We start from the raw sequence: 23,063 nt of genomic DNA on the forward strand, positions 1-23,063 counted from the left end.
TAATTTTTCAACAATATACTTTCATATGCTTATAAAAAATAGCTTTAAAACAATATGTTCCGTGATGATGCTTCTACACTTTTTACTTGGTAATGCACCTGTATTTGCAGAAGAGCTTGTAACCCTTACTAAACGCGCTACAAAGTCTACCGTTGCTATTGCACTTTATAGTCCTCTTAAAAGTAAGGCCCCTTCAATAAAGGGAACGGGATTTGTAATACACGACGGAAGCTATGTAATTACAAACTATCATGTTATAGGTCAAGAGTTGGATCCTACTATAGTTGAATATTACGTGGCGATGATTCCATCTGAGGACGGATTCTCTTTTCAAAAAGTTGAACTTTTAGAAATAGATATTGAGCATGACCTTGCGCTTTTTTCAGTTGAAAGTGCAATGAAACCTCTCATATTAGCGAAAGATGTATTACAACCGGCTGGTACTGATATTGCTGTTTTTGGGTATCCTCTTGGCGCTGCTTTAGGGTTATTTCCCGCTGTGCATAAAGGTATCATTGCTACAATCACCCCTGACTTTATGCCCGTCAGAGATTCAAAGGTTCTGTCAAGCAAACAGCTTAAGCGCTTACAGAGCCCTGATCTTATTTATCAATTAGACATAACGGCATTTCCAGGAAACTCAGGAAGTCCAGTAGTTGATATTAAAACTGGCGAGGTTATTGCTGTAGTAAATAAAGTCTATGTTAGGGACGGTAAAGAAAGCGCACTATCGAATCCATCTGGTATAACTTACGCAATACCTATTAAATATGTTAGCAGCTTACTGGAACGTGCTTTATCGAAAATGGAAAGTAATTAAACAGGAACAATACATGAAAATCTTAGTCACCGGAGCAGCTGGTTTCATTGGTGCAGCTGTATCGCAATACCTTATCAATCGTGGTGACCAAGTTGTCGGGATTGACAACATTAACGATTATTACGATGTGAATTTAAAGCACGCGCGTTTAAATGAGATCAAGTCATCAACTGCTGCTGATTTGTTTTCATTTGTAGAAATGGGCGTTGAAGAGCGCGATAAAATGGCGGCGCTGTTCGAAGAACACAAGTTCGACAGGGTAGTGCATTTGGCCGCTCAAGCGGGTGTGCGCTATTCCCTTGAAAATCCTAACGCTTATGTCGACTCTAACATCGTCGGTTTTGTGAATATCCTGGAAGGATGTCGCCATAATAAAGTCGAGCACTTGGTGTATGCGTCTTCTAGCTCAGTTTACGGCGCGAATGAAACAATGCCGTTTTCAGAGCAGCACAATGTTGATCATCAGGTAAGCTTGTATGCAGCTTCTAAAAAAGCGAACGAGCTAATGGCTCACACTTATAGCCACCTTTATAACTTGCCTACAACAGGGCTGCGCTTTTTCACTGTTTACGGTCCTTGGGGTCGTCCAGATATGGCGCTGTTTAAGTTCACAAAAGCTATTTTGGAAGGTAAAACGATTCAGGTTTACAACTACGGTAACCACCGTCGCGATTTCACCTACATTGATGATATCGTGGAAGGGGTAATCCGTTCGTTAGATAATGTGGCGAAACCTAATGAGAGTTGGGATGGCAGTAACCCAGATCCAAGCACCAGTAAAGCGCCTTATAAGGTATATAACATTGGTGCGCAAACGCCTGTTCATCTTTTGAAGTTTATTGAGACCCTTGAGAGTGCGTTGGGCATTGAGGCGAAAAAAGAGCTTCTTCCTATGCAGCCAGGCGATGTGCCTGACACTTATGCAGACGTATCATCATTGGTCAACGACACGGGTTATCAGCCTTCAACAGACGTAGAAACGGGCGTGAAAGCCTTTGTTGATTGGTATCGAGACTTTTACAAAATTTGATTCTAATGAGCACTTGATGAGGTTACAACACATCAAGTGCACTGCGTTTCATTACACCCGCACACTTTTTGGGCAAAAATTCTTTTGTGGTTGCGTAACCAAGTTCAAAAAGTGTGTTCTTTATCTCAGGCGATAGTGAAAAGTCTACCGCTGAAATCTCACCTGTATTTACCACCACGGTATTATGCCAATACTTTGCATTAACGTATTCCCGAGAAATTGCCGTCATAAACGTTCTAATAAGCATGCTGACATATTGAGGCAGTTGAAGCATATTCTTCTTAATTGCTTTGCGCTTTTGTTCGGTGCTTTGCAGCCGAAAACATACAGAGGGCGTTCCATCACCTCGCCAATCTTCAAAAAGTGCGTCTTCTGATAAAATAGCACCATCCACTAGTAAATGTTCTTTGAACGGCTTAAATGAAAATATAAGTGGGATTGACATGGAGTAACGCACGGCCTCAGACACTTTCATATCAGGCGCAGTCTTTTTGTTGAATAAAACAGGCCCGCCACCGTTCACATCGGTGGCAAGAATGTTCAAATCCATCGGCATATCGCTAAACACTGCCCCTTCGAGTTGCCTATCAATCCATTTTTGAAAGACATCACCAGATGAAAGTCCACCTTCACGAAGCAGTCTTACGAGTGAAAACTCGGTAAATTGCTTGAAGTCAGTGACTAGCGCTAGCTCTCGCATTTGCTCAACGGAGTAACCTTTCGCGTAAAGCGATGCGACAATAGAGCCCCCCGATACACCTACTAGCGTATCGAAACCAATATGCATATCGTTCAAGGCCTTAATAATACCAATGTGTGCACTTAAACGTGTGCCGCCACCTGAAAAGATGGGCACAATTTGTGTGATGCCCGCTCGTAATAGGTCATTCGGAACTGTTGCCGGGGCTATCTGCATGTACATACTCCACAATGATGAGGCTGTTACAACCGCAGTTTTTGCTTTAACTGCTACTGCTTAGCCTCTTATTAAAAGCGTAGTTTACTGAGCTCGTAACGGCAAAATAGAGACGCTATTTAGTTAGGATCTTTAGTCTAGGGTGTTACTTTTTCGCCACAAGATGGGATGAGATGGAGTGTGGGGAGAAGGAACTACCTCGTGTTAATTTCCTGATGTAAAGCAATAAACGAGAAAAGGTAGCCAATAGAGATGAACAAAACAAAAAGCCCACCTTTGCTATAACAACAGGTGGGCTTTCTTTCTCTAGCATTTAATTTTTAATAGCTAAACTTAATTACCAGCTAGTTTCGCCTTCATCTCCCGTCGACGGGCGTGCAACAAAGGCTCGGTGTAGCCGCTAGGTTGCTCTTTACCTTTGAAGATAAGGTCGCTTGCGGCTAAGAAACCGATAGAGTTGTCTAGGTCAGGGCTCATCGGAATATATTCAGGGTCGCCGGCGTTTTGCTCATCCACTAGCACTGCCATGCGAGCCAAAGACTCTTTTACCTGATCAACACTCACAATGCCGTGTTCTAGCCAGTTGGCGATGTGCTGTGATGAAATACGCAAGGTTGCTCGGTCTTCCATAAGCCCTACGTTGTTGATATCCGGCACCTTCGAGCAACCTACACCTTGGTGAACCCAGCGTACAACGTAGCCCAAAATACCCTGAACGTTGTTGTCGATTTCTCGCTTAATACTGTCACGAGTGAGTGTAGAACCATCTTCTAACAAAGGAATGGTGAGAATATCGCTCAACCCATCAAAATCGGCATCAAGAGACTTCTGAACGTCAAACACGTTTACGTCATGATAATGAAGCGCGTGAAGCGTCGCGGCAGTAGGTGAGGGCACCCACGCCGTATTAGCCCCAGCCTTTGGATGGCCAATTTTAGCGGTCATCATATTTTGCATTTCATCAGGTATTGGCCACATGCCTTTACCAATTTGGGCTTTGCCAGAGAGGCCGCAGCGAAGCCCTACAGCAACATTGGCAGTTTCATAAGCCTTAATCCACGCCATCGACTTAAGCGCAGCTTTTTCTGCAAAAGGCCCAGCAAGCATTGAGGTGTGAATTTCGTCACCGGTCCTATCTAAGAAACCTGTGTTAATAAATACAACACGTGAGGTGGCCTCAGCAATACACGCTTGAAGGTTGATGCTCGTGCGGCGCTCTTCATCCATTATGCCCATTTTAAGGGTGTTGGCTGGAACGTCGATAATCGTTTCGATAGCGCCAAACAGTGCGTTAGAGAATGCGACTTCCTCTGGCCCGTGCATTTTAGGTTTAACAATATAAATACTGCCTTCGCGGCTGTTTTTAAATTTGCTGTTACCTAAAAGATCATGCTTTGCGATAAGAGATGTCACTATACCGTCCATGATCCCCTCTGGCACTTCTTTTCCGTCAAAGAGCATGGCATTGTTAGTCATAAGGTGGCCCACGTTTCTAACAAACATAAGGCTTCGACCTGAAAGCACTAGCTCTCCATCCTGTAGCTTGTTTTTCGATACGTGCTTCGACGGTTGATAACGTCTATCGTCGTGCATAGCGCGAACAAGCTGCTTGCCGCCCTTTGACATTTCAATGCTTAGCGTGCCTTTCATAAGGCCTAGCCAGTTGCTATACACCAAGGTTTTGTCTTCAGCATCAACCGCGGCAACGGAATCTTCACAATCCATAATGGTGGTTAGTGCGGCTTCAACCAGAACGTCTTTTACGTTCGCGGCATCGCTTTCGCCAATAGGGTGTGTAGGGTCAATTTGAATTTCAAAGTGCAAGCCGTTGTGAGCGAAAAGCAAGCTTGAGGGGGCGCTAATGTCACCTTGATATCCTTGCCATTGCTCAGTGTTTGCTAACGTAGTTTCATCACCATCGGAAAGGGTGATAGCCAGTTTACCTGTTTCAATTTTGTATTTGGTAACGTCGGCATGACTACCCTTAGCAAGCGGTATCATGTTATCTAAGTAGTCTTTCGCTTTCGCAACGACTTTGGCGCCGCGAACAGGGTTGTAGCTTTGGCCTGCTTCTGCACCGTCTTCATCACTTATAACGTCAGTGCCGTAGAGCGCGTCGTAAAGGCTTCCCCAGCGCGCATTTACCGCATTAAGAGCGTAGCGGGCGTTATTGATTGGTACAACTAGCTGAGGACCAGCCATCGTTGCAATTTCAGCATCAACATTTTGTGTTTGAGCACTTACATTTGAAGGTTGTTCAACGAGGTAGCCAATATTTTTCAGGAAATCAGTATATTGATTCCCACTTACTGGGTTGCCAGCCTTGTGGTAGTCGTCAATTGCACGTTGAAGCTGCTCTCGCTTTTCTAACAGCGCGCGATTTTGAGGAATGAATTTTTCGAAGAGGGCTTCAGCACCTTGCCAGAAAGCATCCTTATCTACGCCTGTACCAGGAAGAGCCTGTTCGTTGATAAAGTTATCGAGTTGTTCGGCAACCTGTAGTCGGCCTCTAGTAATATATCCTTGCATAACTACCTCTATACATTTGTCTGTTAACCCAGTGTAGTGTGTATAGAGATAGTTTTTTAATTTATGGTTTGTATTTTTGCCATATATCTCGTGAATGTTTAGCCGGCGTTCATTTCGCTAGCCACATCGCTGATTAATCGGCGTAGCCAAATGTGGCCTGCATCATGGTGAAGTAGGGCACTCCACGCCATTTTTAACGCAATAGGCGGGATGTCGAAAGGAGGCTCTTTAATCACCACGTCTGGGTCGTGTTTAAATAAACGGGCAGCTTTACTTGGCAAGGTAGCAATAAGCTTCTGCTTTTTCGCAATCTGCAGGGCTGCATGATAATGACGCGTAAACACGCGAATAGCTCGCTGTTTACCAATTTTTGTTAGCTCAGCGTCAACCCATCCCAATTTTTGAACTTCATTTGGGTCAATACCCACGCCCACGCCAAAGCCAGTTTTGCTAACCCAAATATGCTGAGCACTTAAATAGCCTTCAAGGTCACATTTTTCAACTAGCGGGTGGTCGGCACTCATTACACAGCTAAAGGTGTCATACCAGATAACTTTTTGGTGAAAAGACAAAGGCAGTTCGTCGAAGCGATTAATTGCCATATCAACTTTACCTTGCTCTACATCGTGAAACGTCACGTCGCTTGGCGTGATAAGGTCGAGGGTAATATTGGGTGCTAAATCGGCCAGCCTGCCCACTAATTCAAGTAGCAAGGTACTCTCCGCATAGTCACTGGTCATTATGCGGAAGGTTCTGTCGCTGGTTAAGGGGTCGAAATCAGTCTCTGGCTGAATAGAACTTTCTAATCGGCTAAGCACATCGCGAATAATAGGCTGCAGCTCAAGTGCGCGCTTAGTGGGTGTCATCCCGTCACTGGTGCGAACGAGAAGCGGATCTTTAAACAGATCGCGAAGGCGTTTTAAGCCGTTACTCATTGCTGGTTGAGTAATGCTTAGCTGGTTTGCCGCTTTTGTTACACTTCCTTCGCGCAACAGCACATCTAAATAAACCAATAAATTCAGGTCGACCTTCGCTATATTCATTATTCTAATGCTCTTTTTAAACCGAATTAAATGTAACTATTATAAAGCTTTTTTATTGCAATGTCAGATAAGCGTTTAGTCTTAACAGAACAGTTTTCATATCTTTAAGTTATTGGTTTTTATTGAGTATATTGTTTTTTTATGAAATCCAAAAAAAGATAGTTTTCTTTGTCTTTTGTTGAAGGCATAAATAAAATAAATGTGAGGCATAAAAAAGGGCACCCGAAGGTGCCCTGTAGGAAAGGTTGGGATACTTTCCGTTTAACTCTTTACCTGTTCGCGTTATACGTCAAACTGGTTCATGGTGTTGTCTTCACCAGATGCTTTCAGTGCACCTTCACCAGAGAAGTACTCTTTGTGCGTGTCACCTAGGTCAGAACCTGCCATCGCCTGGTGCTTAACGCACGCTAGACCTTGACGAATTTCTTGACGCTGAACACCGCGTACATAAGCAAGCATGCCTTCTTCACCGAAGTAACCTTTTGCAAGGTTGTCAGTAGACAGTGCTGCAGTGTGGTAAGTAGGTAGCGTGATAAGGTGGTGGAAGATACCCGCTTCACGTGCTGCATCAGCTTGGAAGCTCTTAATCTTCTCATCAGCTTCTGCTGCAAGTTCGCTGTCATCGTAGTCAGCAGACATAAGTTTCGCGCGGTCGTAACCAGAAACGTCTTTGCCTGCTTCTGTCCATGCATCAAATACTTGCTGACGGAAGTTAAGCGTCCAGTTGAAAGATGGAGAGTTGTTGTATACCAGCTTAGCGTTTGGTACTTGCTCGCGAATAGCGTTAACCATTTCAGCAATTTGGCCAACGTGAGGCTTTTCAGTCTCAATCCACAGTAGGTCAGCGCCGTGCTTAAGCGACGTTACGCAGTCAAGTACTACACGGTCAAAACCTGTATTGTCTTTAAAGCGGAATAAGCCGTTTGGTAAGCGCTCTGGCTTAACAAGCTTTCCACCTTGCTTAAGCACTAAGTCACCTTCAGTTAGGTCGTCTACACCCGCAACTTCGGTCGTTTTAAGGAATGCGTTATACTGGGCAGCGAGGTCACCTTCAGAGGTAGACACAGGAATTTTCTGAGTAAGACCAGCACCTAATGAGTCAGTACGTGCAACAATTACACCTTCATCAACACCTAGTTCAAGGAATGCATAGCGTACTGCATTGATTTTTGCTAAGAAGTCTTCATGTGGAACCGTTACTTTACCGTCTTGGTGACCACATTGCTTGGCGTCTGATACTTGGTTTTCGATTTGGATACAGCACGCGCCAGCTTCAATCATTTGTTTCGCAAGTAGGTACGTTGCTTCTTCGTTACCGAAACCTGCGTCGATGTCAGCAATAATTGGTACTACGTGAGTTTCGTAGTTGTCGATTTCAGCTTGGATAGCCGCTACATCACCGCCATTTTTCTTTGCGTCGTCTAGTTTGTGGAAAAGGTCGCCCAATTCACGCGCATCTGCTTGGCGAAGGAAAGTATAAAGCTCTTCGATAAGTGCAGATACTGATGTTTTTTCGTGCATTGATTGGTCAGGAAGAGGACCAAATTCAGAGCGAAGTGCTGCTACCATCCAACCTGAGAGGTAAAGGTAGCTTTTGCTTGTAGTGCCTTGATGCTTCTTAACAGAAAGCATTTTTTGTTGGCCTACGAAACCATGCCAGCAGCCAAGTGACTGTGTGTACTGAGACGAATCTGCGTCGTATTCAGCCATGTCTTTGCGCATGATACTTGCTGTGTAACGAGCAATGTCTAAACCTGTTTTGAAACGGTTTTGAACCTTCATGCGTGCAGCGAACTCTGGATTAATGCCTTCCCAAGTTCCGTTTTGTGCTGCCTTTAATGTGGCGAAGTTATCAATGTCTTGTTGATATTGCGACATGAGCGTCTCTCCCGACTATAATTAAAATACTTAACGTTGTTTATGTTTACGCTGTAGGGCGTTCCCGTTGATTCCATTTCATCCTAGTGCCGGAATTGGAATAAGAGAAATATATATTTTGCATTACGGTCATTTATTTTGTGAATATATATGGGGAGTACAGGGGCGTACAATGGCGTACATGTATTAGCAAGTACGATGATATGTACAGTAAGCGGTAGTTGCTGTCGTTTTTTTAATCAGTCTATTAGCTAAAAGGGTAATAGTATTGTGTGAGAAGGCAGGGTAAATTTCCGCGAGTAAATACGGCGGTAACATGCCTGCAATATTTTGGCTAGCTAATTGATATTAATATAAAAAGTGGGTTTTATGAGTAGCAGTGTACTGTCGTCAGTTGATCAAAGAACCAAGCTGGTTGGTGAAAACAGGCTAGAACTTTTGATGTTCCAGCTTGGAACGCGGCACGTTTTTGCAATGAATGTCTTTAAAATTAAAGAAGTCATTAATGTTCCAAAGCTTAACATCATGCCTGGCTCTCATCATAATCTCAAAGGCGTGATGAACTACCGAGGTAGTTCAATTCCTATCATTGATTTGCGACAAGCTATTAAAATGCGCGGTACGTCTACCGAAGAAACGGCGAAGAACGTGATCATTACTGAATATAATAGAAGCATTCAGGGTTTTATCATAGGTAACGTAAAAAACATTGTTAACACCTCCTGGGGCTCTATTCAACCGCCTCCCTCAGCAATAGGAAAGTCAAACTATTTAACCGCCATAACTCAGGTGAATATTGAGGGTAAACAAGAGCTGGTCGAGATAATTGATGTTGAAAAAGTATTAGCTGAAATCATTGATTACGACACATCTATCTCTGAGGAAGTACTGGACAAAGAAATAGTTAATCACTTTGCGGGCAAAAAAGTGCTTATAGTGGACGACTCCAGCACCGCAAGAAAACAAATCAAAGATACCTTGGAACAGCTTGGTGTTACCATTATTGAGCGTAAGAACGGCGCCGAGGCGCTTTCATTGTTGAAGAAATGGGCTGATGAAGGCAAAAATCCTACCGACGAGATATTACTCATGTTTACCGACGCTGAAATGCCAGAGATGGACGGATATAGGCTGACATCGGAGGTGCGCGGCGATCCAAGGATGAGTGATTTGTTTATTGCGCTTAATACGTCCCTAAGCGGCAGCTTTAACGACGCCATGGTAGAAAAAGTGGGATGTAATCGATTTATTTCAAAATTCCAACCAGATATGCTTGTTGACGTTGCTCAGCAGCGCATGCGCGAATATCTTGAGTCTACAAACAATAAGTAGCCCTCTTTTCTCTTTCGCCTTTTGACCTCCTAGCGTTGCCAGATGAACCTTTAGTCATCTGGTGGCGCAGCATTTTTATCCAAAAGCTTTGAGCATCATGCCTGCCTGCATTACACTACTATTTTCTATCGCTTAACAAACCTAAGTGCACATGAGCGAATAGTAGCGATAGCACCGATGTTTTGTATCTGCACCCGACTACAAGGGCTGTTAGATACTTTTAACTTACTCAGGGAAGTTTAAATGATTAAACAATTTGTTCGCACATCCGTTTTAAGCTGTGCGTCAATCGCCGTTCTAGCGGGTTGTGGTATCACTGAATCTGCAAATCAGCCTGCCAGCCCAAACAGTCTTTATACACAATCTGTACCGAAGAATATTATTATGGTTGTTGCAGACGGTATGGGGCCTGCCTACACAACGGCATATCGTAATTTTGTTGACGATCCTTCAACACCTCAGATAGAACCCGTTGTCTTCGACGATATCTTAGTTGGCAATGCATCGACTTATCCTGCTCAGGTTTCCGGCTATGTAACAGATTCAGCCGCAGCGGCTACCGCATTGGCTACTGGCGTGAAGTCATATAATGGTGCCATTGGCGTTGATGTAAATAAGCAGCCTGTAAACTCAGTGATGTATCACGCGAAAAGCAAGGGTATGCGAACTGGTTTAGCGGTGACTTCTCAAATTGTTCATGCGACGCCTGCTTCTTATATCGCTCACAATGAAAGCCGTAAGAACTATAACGAAATTGCTGAAGATTTTTTCGATGTTCGCGCTGATGGAAAGTTCGTTGCTGATGTAATGCTGGGTGGTGGAACCTCATACTTTGAACGTGAAGACAGAGACATCTTGGCCGAGTTTATTGATGCGGGCTACGAATATGCCGATTCATACAACCGCCTAGCATCAGTACCTGCAGGCAGTAACGTATTGGGCTTATTTGCACCTGTAGCGCTGCCTGCAGTGCTTGATGATAAGCGTAAAAATCGCCTTGAGTACCTAACGCAAAATGCCATCAAGCATTTAGAAAACGATAACGGATACTTTCTTTTAGTTGAAGCAAGTCAGGTAGACTGGGCTGGTCATTCAAATGACATCGCTTCTGCTATGGCTGAAATGCACGACTTAGCGCTTACCATGGAATATCTACGGGATTACGTTAAAGCTAATCCAGACACCTTGGTCGTGTTAACTGCTGATCACAGTACCGGCGGTTTAACGATTGGTGCTAATGGCGACTATCGCTGGAGCCCAGAGCATTTGAAGTCAATGTCTGCATCAGTAATGACTATTGCTCTTGAAATGGCTAACGAAGAGAATCCTGGCGAGTTTGTTGCGAAAAAGCTAGGTCTTTCTTTAAGTGAAGAAGAGCTCGCTACCCTTGATAGCGTATCTAATCAGGATGATAAGACACGCTTCATGGCTGTGAAGACCTTTTTAGATACAAAAACTAACACAGGCTGGACCACTGGCGGCCATACTGGGGTAGATGTTGAAGTATTTGCTTTCGGTCGGGGCTATCAATCGTTCATGGGGCAAATTGACAATACGGATATTGCGAAGAAAATCTTCAGCTTTATTGATAAAAAGCAGCCGGTACAGATCGCGTCTCCATCGAAGAAAGTATCTACTAATATAGAGCTTACGTCTGACGAAGACGATGATGGTCAGTGCAATTTTAAAGAGGACTGGCACTGCAACTAGTTAATGCGATTGCTTCTTTGATTTAAGAAGTAGCTTGTCATAAATAAAGCGCCGACGTTATAACAGGCGCTTTATTTTTATCAGCAAAAAATGAGGCTATAACAGAGAATGGAAAACGAAATGCTGTCGTTACTTCAAGATATCTTTGAAGAAGTTGAACCTATGTTGGGAATGGGAAAGGTTGCTGACTACATTCCGGCTTTGGCGACGGTAAACCCACGGCAATTTGGCATATCAATTTGTGACACCCAGGGGAGAATTACGTCAATCGGCGATGCCAGCGTGCCTTTTTCTATTCAAAGTATTTCGAAGGTTTTCAACTTAGTGTTAGCTATTAATCACTATGGAGAAACCATGTGGGAACGCGTGGGATGTGAGCCCTCAGGTCTGCCGTTTAACTCGTTAGTGCAGCTAGAATATGAAAATGGTATTCCACGAAACCCTTTTATCAACGCCGGGGCGCTGGTGGTTAGCGATATGGTGCAGTCTCGTTTTGCTTCCCCCTTCATTGCCATGCGAGACTTTGTGAGACGCTTAAGTTGTAACAGTGAGATTGTTGTTAATAAAGTAGTAGCAGAATCTGAATTTGAGCATCGCTCCCGCAACGCGGCAATGGCTTATTTGATGAAAGCCTACGGTAACTTTGAAAATGAGGTGGAGGATGTGCTTAGAAACTACTTCCACAACTGCGCGCTGGAAATGAGCTGTGAAGATTTAGCGCGCTCTACCAGTTTTCTCGCTAACGCCGGTTTTTCTACCTGCGCCAACGAACAAGTGCTTACGCCTTATCAAACTAAACAGGTGAACGCCCTGTTAGCAACCAGTGGCATGTACGACGAAGCAGGTAGTTTTGCCTTCAAAGTGGGGCTGCCAGGTAAAAGCGGGGTAGGCGGTGGTATCGTTGCCGTTGTACCTGGCCGTTTCTCAATTTGCGTATTTTCACCAGCGCTTAACAGTGTAGGTAACTCCCAGCTAGGCGTTGCCGCGCTAACCTCGCTTAGCCAACGCATAAACTGGTCTATCTATTAATAGCCTGTCAACTCCATAAAGCCGCTCCCTGAGTGGCTTCCCTTTACCTGAACCCGCCCTTCGTAGTAGGGGAAAACGCTGTCATTCCACTGATCTTTCTTAAACGCAGAGATAGTCACATCGATATCCTTTGAAGGAATTTTTATTTGCCAATGAGAGGAAACGATATGGCGGCTATTCTCGCGGTGTATCGTTTCATTTTTTAACGGCGAGATAAGAATGTCATTCTGGCTCAGAGTCTCTTTATTTCCATTCTCAGTGATGTAGCTGGCGGTTATGTAAACTTCGTTTACGTGGTTTTCGCCACGCTTGTCGTTATCCTTACGTACTTTCTCGCTCTGGTTAGCGGCGTGCATGCGAAAAGCCATCAACTTACTGCCATCGTTTAAATGAAGCGAAAACCAATCCCATCCCATGGCTTGATTATTGGCTAGATGGCTTGTCCATTCATGGTCGAACCAACCGTTTCCTTTTACCTTTATCGCTTTACCGTTAACGTTAATAGCGCCTTCTGCCTGAATAAAAGGCTGACTGTAATAGTACGAGCGCAGACGCCCATCCTCGGTCTTTTTGCTGTAGCCTTTTTCACCATGCTTAATAAAAGGGCCTGAAGAGGTGAGGTTCAGCGATACAGCTACTGCATTATCGTTGAGCTTGTGAGCACTGGTTAATGCAGCAGGTGATGATGCCTGTTGGTTTTCTTTTTCAGGTATGTCAGACATTACTTGCTTAGGTAGCCCAAATGCAAAGGACAGTGTGGAGGGAAACATGCTCTCGCGTTCGTTGTTGTCATCTGTATCTCTAGCTGAGCTTTCCCACACCCAATCGTCTATGGCTGCACTGAACGGCTGAGAGCGAACATAAGCGTTGCCTACGCCGCCAGAAGCAAAGCGTTCTTCAAAGTAGTGAGTGTTTGCGGTATGAAGTGATGCATGTCCCATCCACTGCTGCCCGTTTGACCAGCGACTACTTGTGGCATCGTTATGAGCATCGTCACTGGTATTAAAGCGAAAGAGAGTGTATTGAAGGCCGATTTCATCACCAGTTTCGCTTTCCAATACGAAAGTTAAATACCACCACTCAAGCTGAAAATCAGGATGGCTTTTGTGATCAGAAGGTAATTTTAAGGGGTTATCGCGTTCTACAGCGGTAAACCGAGTGCTAGTTTCCATGTCTCCAAAGAAGTGGTTGGGTGTGCTATTCACTTCATTGTTTTTACTGTCCGGTTTCTTTACAGTGTTATCCGCTGTACCGATACTAGCTTCGCTGTGGGAGATAATTTTACCACCGGTTTCATTTTTCATTGTTCCATCGGCTTGCTCGCTGCAAGCTGTTAATAAACAGCACGTAGCGATAATTCCAAGCAGTGCTGAAGATTTTATCTGTTTTTCCTCTTTATCTAACAGGCTTACGAATAACGTTATCAAATGTTTTAGATAGTGGTTTAACAGTTGTAATGACAGCTTTTTAGCATGATTTAGCGTCATAGCTGAACCTCCTGTCTTAAGTCTATTTTAGGCTTTAACTTGCCCAAAGGAAGCAGCAGTACAAGCGATACGATAAGCAGAGACAAGCCCACGCTAGATACAATGACTTGTGCGTTAATGGCGAGCGGATATGTCCAGTTAAAGGCGTATCTGTTTACTAAGTTGATAAATACATACGCCAGATAAATACCAAAAGGTACGGCAAGAAGTGCAGATATAAAGCACAGCAACATGTACTGCATAAAAAGTGCAAATTTCACTTTGATTTGGCTTACTCCAAGGGCTCTAAGTACCGATAGCTGCGCCGCGCTGCCTAGGGTTAGCACCGTCAGTGAAACCGCGAAAGCAATACCCGCAACCAAAAGCGTTGTTATATTTAGGCCATCGGTCAATACAAAAGTCCTATCAAAGGTTTGCATGGAGATATCTAGTAAATTTTGCTTGGCATACAAGGTGTATTTACCTTGCATTTGGGGCTGTGCATCTAGCACCTTTTCTACTTCAGCTTTAAACTCAGCGTCGTTTGAATTAAGAGGCGTCGATGATCCGTCGCTGTTATCACCGCTTCTACCACCGCTAATACCACTGCCCCTCTCTTTATTCTTTTCAGTGGTCTTGGCTTCAGGTTTATCGGTTTTAGCCGTTGGATATATTGCCATTACGCCAGAATACAATGCGTTTTTAACCACATCATCCTGCGTAGCAAAGAAGGGCAGGGGGACTAATACTTGACCGTTCAGATTCCCATAATCTGGGTAGATGCCGAGGACTTTCCACGTAGGCATTGTTGAAAAGACAGTTGAACTTATCTCTGAACCAGCCTTTGCTATTTGAGCATTTAGCGCAGCGTTGTCTGATGTTTCTGACTGACGAAATTTGATACTCGAAATAGCCAACGTATCACCTAGCGCTATATCATAATTGTAGGCAAGCTGCTGATTGATAAAAACACCTTCGCCGTTAATGAATTCTTGCCACACAGAATTAATCGCTTTGTTTCCCTTTAGTTCGTTCTGTGATGATGTGCCTTTTTCTGAATTCGGCGCTAAGCCTGACATTGGGCCTGACACTGAGCCTGACATTGAGCCCGAAACGGTACTTGAAACTGTTTTTAGCACTGAATCTAACACTAGTGCTTTTTTGCCGGTGTCGTGAACAGGGTAGCTACTTATAGATATCTTTGTGGGCGCATCTACCCTTTGTATTGCTCCTCCTTCGTTTCCAGCGACGCCTATGATTTTTCCTTCTACTTTCAAAAGAGGTGTCGTTGTCATTGAGGGTAAAAGTTTTACCCTTGAAAGAGGCTGGTCGGTATATAAATAGAAGGGGGCGTAAAGCCTTTGGGTTAACCACTGCTCGGTAGCGTTCCTGAAGCTATCCGTCATGGTATTCATGCCAATATTGGCAGTAAGGGCGATGAAAAAAGCACATACTGCAAGGCGGGTTTTGCCCGATAATGAATGCATATTGGCAATAACATAATAAAACACCGGCCACCTTTTGGGCGTAATGCTCGTTAGTGCTTTTGCGATAATTGGAATCCATAGAAGTACTAGCACACAGCTAGATAGCAGAAGCAGTGCAACGAAGAAAAGTGCAGATGCGGTTGAGGCGACAACCTGCTCTATAGCGAAGAGCAACAGGAGTGTCAGCAGTGTTGAAGTCAGAACAAATAAGAGAGAAGCGCCTTTTGTTTTCTTTACTCGATTAACGGTCAAAGCCTTTGAAAGCTTTGACACCGGTACGAGTGCAAACAGGGCTAGCGAGAGAAATGTTACGAATAGCGCCAGGCCAAACAGCGAGAGTAAATTAACATCGGGGTTCACAAACACCGCGTTAAACAACGATGTAAAAGTACCGCTGATTACCGGAGAGAGCAAAGTAGCGGCCTGAAAGCCTATAAACATTCCAATAGGTATACTTATCAGACAATATAAAAGGAGTTCTGTGAATAAAGCACTCGTTAATATTGCACTTGAAATACCCAACTGACGAAAACGAATGATGTTAGGTAAGCGTGTACGGTACATTAAATTAAGCGCATTAAGCACGATGAATAGCGCTACTACCCCCATAAGTGCACTCATCGCCCACAGGTTTAAACGAAAGCTGTCGGGTAGAGAGCCTGTTTCATTTGTAGCACCTGAAGTCGTCACCGAGACGGGTGTACCAAGAATTGCCTCTATATCCCTAACGTCTTGTGTTTTAAGCGCAGTTAAAGCAATAAACCCGGCAAGTGGAAATTGCCCATCGTTTAAATTAACACCGGCTTTATAGAAATCGTCAATTGGGATCACCAGCGTATCTTGGGGAACCAGGTTGGTAGTGCTGGCAGCTATAGTCGCAGGCCAGAAAAGTCGTGTTTCTTTACCTTCTGCTGACCTTATTTGCGGCGGCACATGATGGTTATGGCAATCAAGCTTGGCGCTGGTGGCGGAGTGTAGAAGCCCATTTACTGGAAAAGCATTAAACGTATCTGAGACTGAGCGCTGTGAACTCGATGGCTTTAGGCTAAATATCCGTGCGTTATTTTTCGATGAAGCCTGAGCAGTGGACATTGAGTTTTGGAGTAAAGACAGGTCAGGGACCGAAAAGCCTCGCATCCGGCTTCCCAGAAACGGCTGAGAATCTATACCTAACAGCGTAATCGTCGAATGCTTTTTGGTTTCCTGAGTTTCGTTTTTATTGCTGCTACAAGTTAGCGTGATATCTCGTGTAGTAAATGCAATAAGCTGAGTAAAACCACTTCTTCGCAATAACGAATACTGCTCTTTGGTGAAATTTACCGCCTTGTCAGCTGGCGTAACAAGGCTATTGGTTAAAAGGTTTTGCTTATTTTGCAGCAGCTCACCCTGCGTGGCGCCCTCGTTTATCAATAGAACGGTAACCAACCCTGCGTTTGCCAACACTATTGCAAAAATAATAAGCAACGGCTCCCACGGGCGCTTTTTCGCCATAGCAAAGAGAGCTAAGGTAGTGAGCAATAAGGTACGCAACCGTTTCTCCTTTTACTTGCTGTTTTGGTGCTTTATTTTGGTGTTGGATGTCATCGCAATGTCATGGACTACATGGTGGTTGTAACAAGCGTTTCTTCAGACTCAGCGTTTTCTAGTACACCTTTATGCAGTCTCATAACTCGGTCTGCTCGTTTGGCCACATCGCTACTGTGCGTAACTACCACTAACGCGGTATTAGTATTCTTACAGGTTTGATAAAGCAGATCTGCTACGCTTTCGCTGGTGGTTTCATCTAAGTTACCTGTAGGTTCGTCGGCTAGCACAAGGGAAGGGCGATGCACAAGGGCACGGGCAATGGCGCAGCGCTGCTGTTCACCACCAGAAAGCTGGCTTAGGGGCTTTTTGGAAAGCGCAACAATACCCAGCTGCTGCATAAGTGCTTGCTGATAGCCTTTATCGTAATTTCCTTTAAGCCGTGCTGTGAAGGCAATGTTGTCCCATGCGTTAAAGCAATCGAATAAGTTAAAGCTTTGAAAAACAATGCCCAGTTTGTTTTTGCGAAACCCATCAATGTCGTGAGCGTTATTTGTACGTTTCGTAATAGATAAGTTGTCGATGAATATGTCACCGCTATCTGGCCTGTCGAAACCAGCGATCAGCGACAGCAACGTTGATTTGCCGCAGCCAGATGCGCCCTGAATGCTTACTGATTCAGCGCTATTTAATGTAAGTTCAAGATTGTTTAGCAGCGGCTTTTCTGAGGCAGAAAATGATTTTTTCAACTTGTTTATAATCAGCATAGGCAGGTATTTTTATAGTCTATAAGCGCCGACAATACTCAGCAGTAAATTCTATACGCATGGGGGAGGTATTAGGCTTAAAAGGCGTAGCTGTTTGCGAGAAACAAAAAAGGGGCGGTGAGCCCCTTAGTAGTAAACGCGTTACTGATTTATAAAATTGTCGAGTTCTTCGCCAGTAATCTTTTTAATTTGCGCAAACAAATACCAAAGGGCAGCAATAAGCAAAATCATGCTCGGAATGACAATCACTGGATAGCTAAGCGCAGTCATTCGACCTAGTTCTTCGGTATAAGCGGTTGTGCCCGGTTCACTAACCAAAATCATTTTAGCCAGTATGTAGTTAAGCGCCGATGAAAGAAAAAAGGAGCTGGCAACGATATAAGAGCTAACTGCTACTTTCTTTTTAAATTCACTCTGTTTGTTTTTGGCATCTAGTACTTGGTTAAGATGAGGCCAGTTGATAATTTGGTCGTTTAGGATGAGGATTTTAACCAAAGGCTTATTGGTGTATTGAGTAATGAGTACCGCAATGCCGATAAGACCCGGTATAGCCGCTTCTTTAATCGCAATGTATTCAGCAGGAAGTTTAAGTAAACTGAAGCCGCCAGTGAGCAGCACGCTGATAATACCTAGCACAGAAAAGCCGTTGACCTTTCCAGATTCTTTTAAGTCCCATAGCCCATAGCCAATAGGAAAGCTTAATGCAGCAACAATGCTCCACGCCGGGCCTAAATAATCTTCAGAGCTTGCATAGCTCATCAGAACCACGGGAATAACAATGTTAAACGCGAGGTTGCCGAAAAAGCCTTGGTTTTTTTGAGTCGGTTCTTGTACTGCTGACATATCTTTTAACAACGTCTTATCTTGTGGCCAATTATACGTGAACTAATTAGCGTGCCCAGTGCCATGCGGCAAATAAGCCACCAATAAAGCCAAACAAATGATATTCAAAGGAAATAAATTTCGATATGGGAAGTACGCCAACTAGCATTCCGCCGTAAAGCGCAGCAACCACGAGTGAAATAAGTAAATACCGTACTTTATTACTACGAAAGCCAGCCAATACGAGAAAGCCGAAATAGCCATATACCATACCACTTGCGCCGATATGTGTTGCCGTTCTGCCAAATAGCCACACACCCAAGCCACCTATAATAAGTGCGCTGAACGTGGCAATAATAAAGGTGCGCTTTCCCCATTGCATGGTTAGCCACATAAATAATAGCAGGGGGAGCAAGTTTGCCATTAAATGGGTTGGCGTACCGTGAAGAAAAGGGGCTGTAAAAATATAGGGCAGTGTTGATAGCGTGCGCGGTACCACACCAAATTGGTTGAGTGAATTACCGGTAAGCAGGTTGGCAGCTTCTATTACAATTAACAGTGCTCCAAGCGTTAGCAGTACGCGAATTTGAAAAGAAAGCGGCTTCATCAAAAAGGGCCCCTAAAATAGACTACAGAATAATATGAGGAAGGTAGCGAGAAAGATCTTGAGTAATAGCAGACGCATCTTCCCTTACCGAAATACCCGCTGGCATGTCATCTACCAACCAACTCCCTATAAGAGTATGATTACCTTCAAAAACGGGTAAAGGTTCAAATGCTTGAACAATAAAGCCTTCTTCACCATAGGGGCCTTCGCTAAGCTCGTTTTCAATGCCACTCTCAATCATAGAAACATTGGCGCCTTCTCTGGAAAAAAGTGGCTTTTTAATCCATTTTCCAGACAGATTCTTTGCGCTTATTTCATCTGAGAAATAAGAGGGGAGAAGGTTGGGATGGCCCTCAAATTTTTTCCAGAGTTGAGGCAAAAGCGCCTTGTTAGAAATCACTGATTTCCATGGCGGCTCTATCCAATTAACCTGGGCATTTTCCAATACGTCGCCAAATTCTTCGCGCAGCATAAATTCCCAAGGATAAAGCTTAAAGCAATCTGTAATGGGGGCATCCTGGAGGTCAGTAAAAACGCCGGTGTCCGCCAAGCCAATATCTTCAATGAAAGTAAAGTCGGCGCTTAGACCAGCCTCCTTCGCGCAATCTTGAAGGTACTGCACGGTTCCGCGATCTTCTACGGTATCTTTGCAGCATGCCATGTGTATCTGATTGATCTTATAATGAAGGGCTATTTCTCGAAAACGGTGCACCAGTTTCTCTTGCAAGCTGTTAAATTGGTCGGCGTGCAAGGGCAGCTTTCCCCCGTCTACGTTTTGCGATAGCCATAGCCACTGCCAAAAGCCTGACTCATACAAGCTGGTGGGCGTATCTGCGTTGTTCTCTAATAATTTTGCAGGCCCCTTGCCGTTATAAACAAGATCAAGACGTGAATATAAGCTTGGGTCTCGCTCACGCCAGCTATTGCGTACTAAGTCCCAATGTTGTTCTGGGATGCGAAAGCGAGTGAGTAATTCCTCACTATTCATCACATCCTCGGTAACCGCTAAGCACATTTGATGTAGCTCGGCGGTAGGATCTTCAATATCGTTTTCGATTTGCGCTAGCGTGAATTGGTAGTAGGCGCTCTCATCCCAGTAGGGTTCGCCATACATGGTATGAAAATGAAAACCGAACTCGTTGGCCAGTTGCTGCCAGCCTTTGCGAGGCTGGCATGGCATTCTAAACATAGTTATCCGCCCCAGCCGCCTTTACGGCTGCTGCTGCCCCAAGACGATTTAGCACGCACGCTGCTGCCAAACCCCCCTCGTTTCATAGTGCGGTTCACAGTGGGCTTTGGTTTGTAAACGTCCTTATTTACTCGGTAATTTCTTTTTCGTATATCACCGTCGAAGACATAGCCGTCTGCGGTTATCCAGCGTGAACGAAACGGTGAGTTATACGAATACGACGTGTATAAAGGTTGAGAGTAATAACGACTTGGTGAAAGCAAAGAGCTCACCATATAGCCCGCCATAAATGGCATGAAGAAACTACCACCACCATTATTCACTTGCTGGCACTGATTAGGACCGAATTCGTGTTCGCAGTCATATTCAGAACTAAAGCGCGGGCTGGTGCGCATGGCCTCGTCTACCGCCGTTTGGTAAGCCGCTTCACAGCGCTCTACAGCGCCAGGGTAGTCTTGTTTACAGTCTTCTAGTGAAGTGTAAATAGTGGCATCTTCTTTTTCCCCACCACAACCGCTTAAAATAACGCTGGCGACACCCAACGCCAAGGGCTTAACACTAAAGCCTTTTCGCATGCGGCTAAGGTCAATGTGTTTGGTACGCTTTAGTGCTCGCTTTTCACCTTGCATACTTTCATGAAGGTTAAGAGGAGTATTTTGTTTATCAGTCATCGCTGCCCCCTTAATAGGTCATGCAAGCGGCATTTAATAAGCCAACGGCAATAGACATGCTGGCAAGCATCACACCTGCCGAAACTTCATTGTTGTTGATGCGCTCTGCGATTTTTGGCATGAAGCTAAAGCGTAAGATGGCGAAGGCGAGAGATTGCGCAACAACAGCGACTAGCGCCCAAATAGCAAAATCGACCACGGCAACGGAGTTTGAAGCTGCACTGCCCAAAGCGATGGCAAAACCAATAATGGCACCGCCGAAACCGATAGCGGCAGCGACATTCTTATCTTCTTTAACCAGCTTCCATTCATCGTGTGGGGTAACTAGCGCATACACGAGTTTAAAGATAAACAGAAAGACAATCGACAAGCCAAAGTAAAGCGCAAAGTTATCTAAGCCTGCCAAAGATTGCATAATTGTATCCATAACTATTCCTTTTTAATTAACCGTTTATCGTGATATCGGCAGGCTCTATATCGAAACCTGTAGAGACCACCAAACATCTGTCTAAATTATTACCCACTTGTTTTTCTTCACCTACAACAAGCAGCGTTTCTACTCTATTATTTTCTATAGGCCGCTCGTAAAGCATCATAAACTGGTCGGTTTTACTTACATCACCATCTTCTTCATAAGTGGTTTCGGTTACCGCTACCGGCGGCGATTCGTCACCTACTGCGCCCCAAACCCGGGTAAATACTTTGCCATCTAGCTCATAGGTAGGCTGGCTAATGACGTTTTTCAAGCAATCGTTCCACTGGGCGTTATTGCCAATGGTTTTCGTTTCGTAAAAGTGCCATAGCTTAACATCAGTAACATGGTTTTCTGATAAGCCGCCATCGGTAACGACCTGTAAGAAGCCGTCGTCATCGGTATAAAATCGAAGTAGGGTACCGCCAGTATCTAGCGGTGCTTCGCCAACTGCTTGAATAAGCTGGGAGCGTGCAGCGCCTTCTATGGTTAATTCTGGCTCTAAAAGGGAGAGCTTTAAATTATCCAATTCAAAGGAACCACCAAGATAAAGCCCCATGATTTCAGGCGCTTTAGGCTTTTTGGGTTCCGCTTTTTTAAATAGCTTACTAAACATATCTACGGCCTCTTAGTCAGCGTCAAGAGACGACCAGTTAATTGCATTAATTCGGCGCTCGGCAATATAAAATAACGTATCGCCCGGATTCAACGTAGCATCTAATGATGGGTTTACGACCATTTCTTTTACCAAACCATTGGGCGCATAGCCGATAAATATGGCGTCGTGCTTACGTTTCAAGTTAACAAACAATTTGGCTACGGAAATCGCTGAACAACTTTGCGGAATTTTGACAGAAAATTGCGCTTGCCCCTCATCAATACTTAATAAGTCGTGATGAAGCATACTTGAGCCTGGATCGAAGGCTGCTTTGACCAGCATTTCAATAGCAACACTGGGGGTACACTCCACTTTTGGGCAGTGGTCTTGCAGAAGGCTGACCAAGCTATCATCATTAAAATAAGCAACTTGATGGGCGTCCGGATTACGTTTGGTGCAGTAAAGCGCGGTGGTCATAGTGACATCATCTTGAGGGTTATCAATAAGAATGGTTCGGGCAGTGCCAACACAGGCGCGGTCCATGTCCTCGTCTTTATTGAATGAGTCGACTTTCACGAACTCAATAACGCCTGGCATTGGGTTAGTAATATCGGCTTTTACACACAACACAATGTCTGGGCGCTCCGCCATGGCGTCACGCTCTTTAAGGATCAAATCGAGAAGCAACATGGTACGCTGCTCATTCCATCCAATTACCAAGATATGGTTATTCAGCATTAAGCTATTCATACCCAACAATCCTTTCTTCCACGTTAATGAAACCCAAGCTGCAATTCGACCAATAACCATGGCGAAGATACTTAAACCAAGCGGTATGACGTAAAGCGCTACAATTAATTTTCCGGCTGGTGTGACAGGAGACAAGTCGCCATAGCCTACCGTTGAGGCGGTTACCGCTAGCCAGTAGACAAAGTCGGTATTGGCAATGAGATCGTTTTCGTTAGCAGCGTACAGCAGCCAGTAACTTGTTACTGCGTAAAAAGCAGTGGCACCAACTATGGTGTACCAACGTGATTCTGCAAAATATTGCAGCATGATTTTTCGCAGTTTTATCCATGGAGACATAAAAGAAACAGCCCTTGTTATGCGTGCCCTTACTCTGCCTTGAAGTGCTTGATTTGTCTAGGTTAGGTTATCACCATAAGGTGAGTT

General features: G+C 44.4%; 19 protein-coding genes. 5 read left to right on the forward strand and 14 right to left on the reverse strand.

The window, feature by feature from the left end; translation table 11 throughout:
* The first annotated feature begins 25 nt into the window (after positions 1-25).
* Positions 26-820, forward strand: a complete 795-nt coding sequence (locus C6Y39_RS12545) for a S1 family peptidase (RefSeq protein ID WP_105931607.1) — start codon at positions 26-28, stop codon at positions 818-820.
* Positions 821-833: 13 nt separating this feature from the next.
* Positions 834-1,850, forward strand: coding sequence for an NAD-dependent epimerase (locus C6Y39_RS12550; protein WP_105931608.1), 1,017 nt, complete (start codon positions 834-836; stop codon positions 1,848-1,850).
* Positions 1,851-1,872: 22 nt separating this feature from the next.
* On the opposite strand, the gene C6Y39_RS12555 is transcribed toward C6Y39_RS12550, so the two are convergent.
* The 4 genes from C6Y39_RS12555 to C6Y39_RS12570 all read right to left on the reverse strand — a co-directional run bounded on the left by C6Y39_RS12555 (position 1,873) and on the right by C6Y39_RS12570 (position 8,216).
* Positions 1,873-2,766, reverse strand: coding sequence for a patatin-like phospholipase family protein (locus C6Y39_RS12555; RefSeq protein WP_105931749.1), 894 nt, complete (start codon positions 2,764-2,766; stop codon positions 1,873-1,875).
* A gap of 333 nt (positions 2,767-3,099) precedes the next feature.
* Positions 3,100-5,295, reverse strand: coding sequence for a malate synthase G (locus C6Y39_RS12560; RefSeq protein WP_105931609.1), 2,196 nt, complete (start codon positions 5,293-5,295; stop codon positions 3,100-3,102).
* Between the two features lie 98 nt (positions 5,296-5,393).
* On the reverse strand, positions 5,394-6,338 hold the full coding sequence (locus tag C6Y39_RS12565; RefSeq protein WP_105931610.1) for a LysR family transcriptional regulator: 945 nt from the start codon (positions 6,336-6,338) through the stop codon (positions 5,394-5,396).
* Positions 6,339-6,620: 282 nt separating this feature from the next.
* A complete protein-coding gene (locus C6Y39_RS12570; protein WP_105931611.1) occupies positions 6,621-8,216 on the reverse strand; it encodes an isocitrate lyase in 1,596 nt (531 codons plus the stop codon).
* Between the two features lie 369 nt (positions 8,217-8,585).
* Between C6Y39_RS12570 and C6Y39_RS12575 the strand changes: the two genes are divergently transcribed.
* The 3 genes from C6Y39_RS12575 to glsB all read left to right on the forward strand — a co-directional run bounded on the left by C6Y39_RS12575 (position 8,586) and on the right by glsB (position 12,287).
* Complete coding sequence (locus tag C6Y39_RS12575; protein WP_105931612.1) at positions 8,586-9,548, forward strand: chemotaxis protein CheV; 963 nt, start codon at positions 8,586-8,588, stop codon at positions 9,546-9,548.
* Between the two features lie 243 nt (positions 9,549-9,791).
* Positions 9,792-11,258: an alkaline phosphatase gene (locus C6Y39_RS12580; protein WP_105931613.1), complete on the forward strand. Its 1,467-nt coding sequence runs from the start codon at positions 9,792-9,794 to the stop codon at positions 11,256-11,258.
* A 120-nt stretch (positions 11,259-11,378) separates the two neighbouring features.
* The gene (glsB, locus tag C6Y39_RS12585) at positions 11,379-12,287 is read left to right on the forward strand and encodes a glutaminase B (RefSeq protein ID WP_105931750.1); all 909 of its coding nucleotides are present in this window, start codon (positions 11,379-11,381) and stop codon (positions 12,285-12,287) included.
* Here the strand turns inward: glsB and C6Y39_RS12590 are convergent.
* The 10 genes from C6Y39_RS12590 to C6Y39_RS12635 all read right to left on the reverse strand — a co-directional run bounded on the left by C6Y39_RS12590 (position 12,284) and on the right by C6Y39_RS12635 (position 22,976).
* Positions 12,284-13,774 carry a lipocalin-like domain-containing protein gene (locus C6Y39_RS12590; RefSeq protein WP_240618889.1) on the reverse strand — a complete coding sequence of 497 codons (1,491 nt, stop codon included), beginning with the start codon at positions 13,772-13,774 and terminating at the stop codon, positions 12,284-12,286. The genes glsB and C6Y39_RS12590 overlap by 4 nt on opposite strands.
* Positions 13,771-16,731, reverse strand: coding sequence for an FtsX-like permease family protein (locus tag C6Y39_RS12595; RefSeq protein ID WP_105931752.1), 2,961 nt, complete (start codon positions 16,729-16,731; stop codon positions 13,771-13,773). Before C6Y39_RS12595 ends, C6Y39_RS12590 begins: the two co-directional genes overlap by 4 nt.
* A 107-nt stretch (positions 16,732-16,838) precedes the next feature.
* A complete protein-coding gene (locus C6Y39_RS12600) occupies positions 16,839-17,531 on the reverse strand; it encodes an ABC transporter ATP-binding protein (protein ID WP_105931614.1) in 693 nt (230 codons plus the stop codon).
* 141 nt (positions 17,532-17,672) lie between these two features.
* Complete coding sequence (locus C6Y39_RS12605) at positions 17,673-18,374, reverse strand: VC0807 family protein (protein ID WP_105931615.1); 702 nt, start codon at positions 18,372-18,374, stop codon at positions 17,673-17,675.
* Between the two features lie 46 nt (positions 18,375-18,420).
* On the reverse strand, positions 18,421-18,960 hold the full coding sequence (locus tag C6Y39_RS12610; RefSeq protein ID WP_105931616.1) for a rhomboid family intramembrane serine protease: 540 nt from the start codon (positions 18,958-18,960) through the stop codon (positions 18,421-18,423).
* A gap of 22 nt (positions 18,961-18,982) precedes the next feature.
* Entirely contained in the window at positions 18,983-20,149 is a 1,167-nt protein-coding gene (locus tag C6Y39_RS12615) for a glutathionylspermidine synthase family protein (RefSeq protein WP_105931617.1), read from the reverse strand.
* A gap of 2 nt (positions 20,150-20,151) precedes the next feature.
* Positions 20,152-20,820 carry a DUF1190 family protein gene (locus tag C6Y39_RS12620; RefSeq protein WP_105931618.1) on the reverse strand — a complete coding sequence of 223 codons (669 nt, stop codon included), beginning with the start codon at positions 20,818-20,820 and terminating at the stop codon, positions 20,152-20,154.
* A 10-nt stretch (positions 20,821-20,830) separates the two neighbouring features.
* Positions 20,831-21,247 (reverse strand): DUF350 domain-containing protein, encoded by a 417-nt coding sequence (locus tag C6Y39_RS12625; protein ID WP_105931619.1) that lies wholly within the window; start codon positions 21,245-21,247, stop codon positions 20,831-20,833.
* 16 nt (positions 21,248-21,263) lie between these two features.
* Positions 21,264-21,908, reverse strand: a complete 645-nt coding sequence (locus C6Y39_RS12630) for a YjfK family protein (RefSeq protein ID WP_105931620.1) — start codon at positions 21,906-21,908, stop codon at positions 21,264-21,266.
* Between the two features lie 12 nt (positions 21,909-21,920).
* The gene (locus C6Y39_RS12635; protein ID WP_205664201.1) at positions 21,921-22,976 is read right to left on the reverse strand and encodes a potassium channel family protein; all 1,056 of its coding nucleotides are present in this window, start codon (positions 22,974-22,976) and stop codon (positions 21,921-21,923) included.
* Positions 22,977-23,063: the final 87 nt, after the last annotated feature.

This window comes from Alteromonas gracilis (assembly GCF_002993325.1).
Lineage (GTDB): Bacteria > Pseudomonadota > Gammaproteobacteria > Enterobacterales > Alteromonadaceae > Alteromonas > Alteromonas gracilis.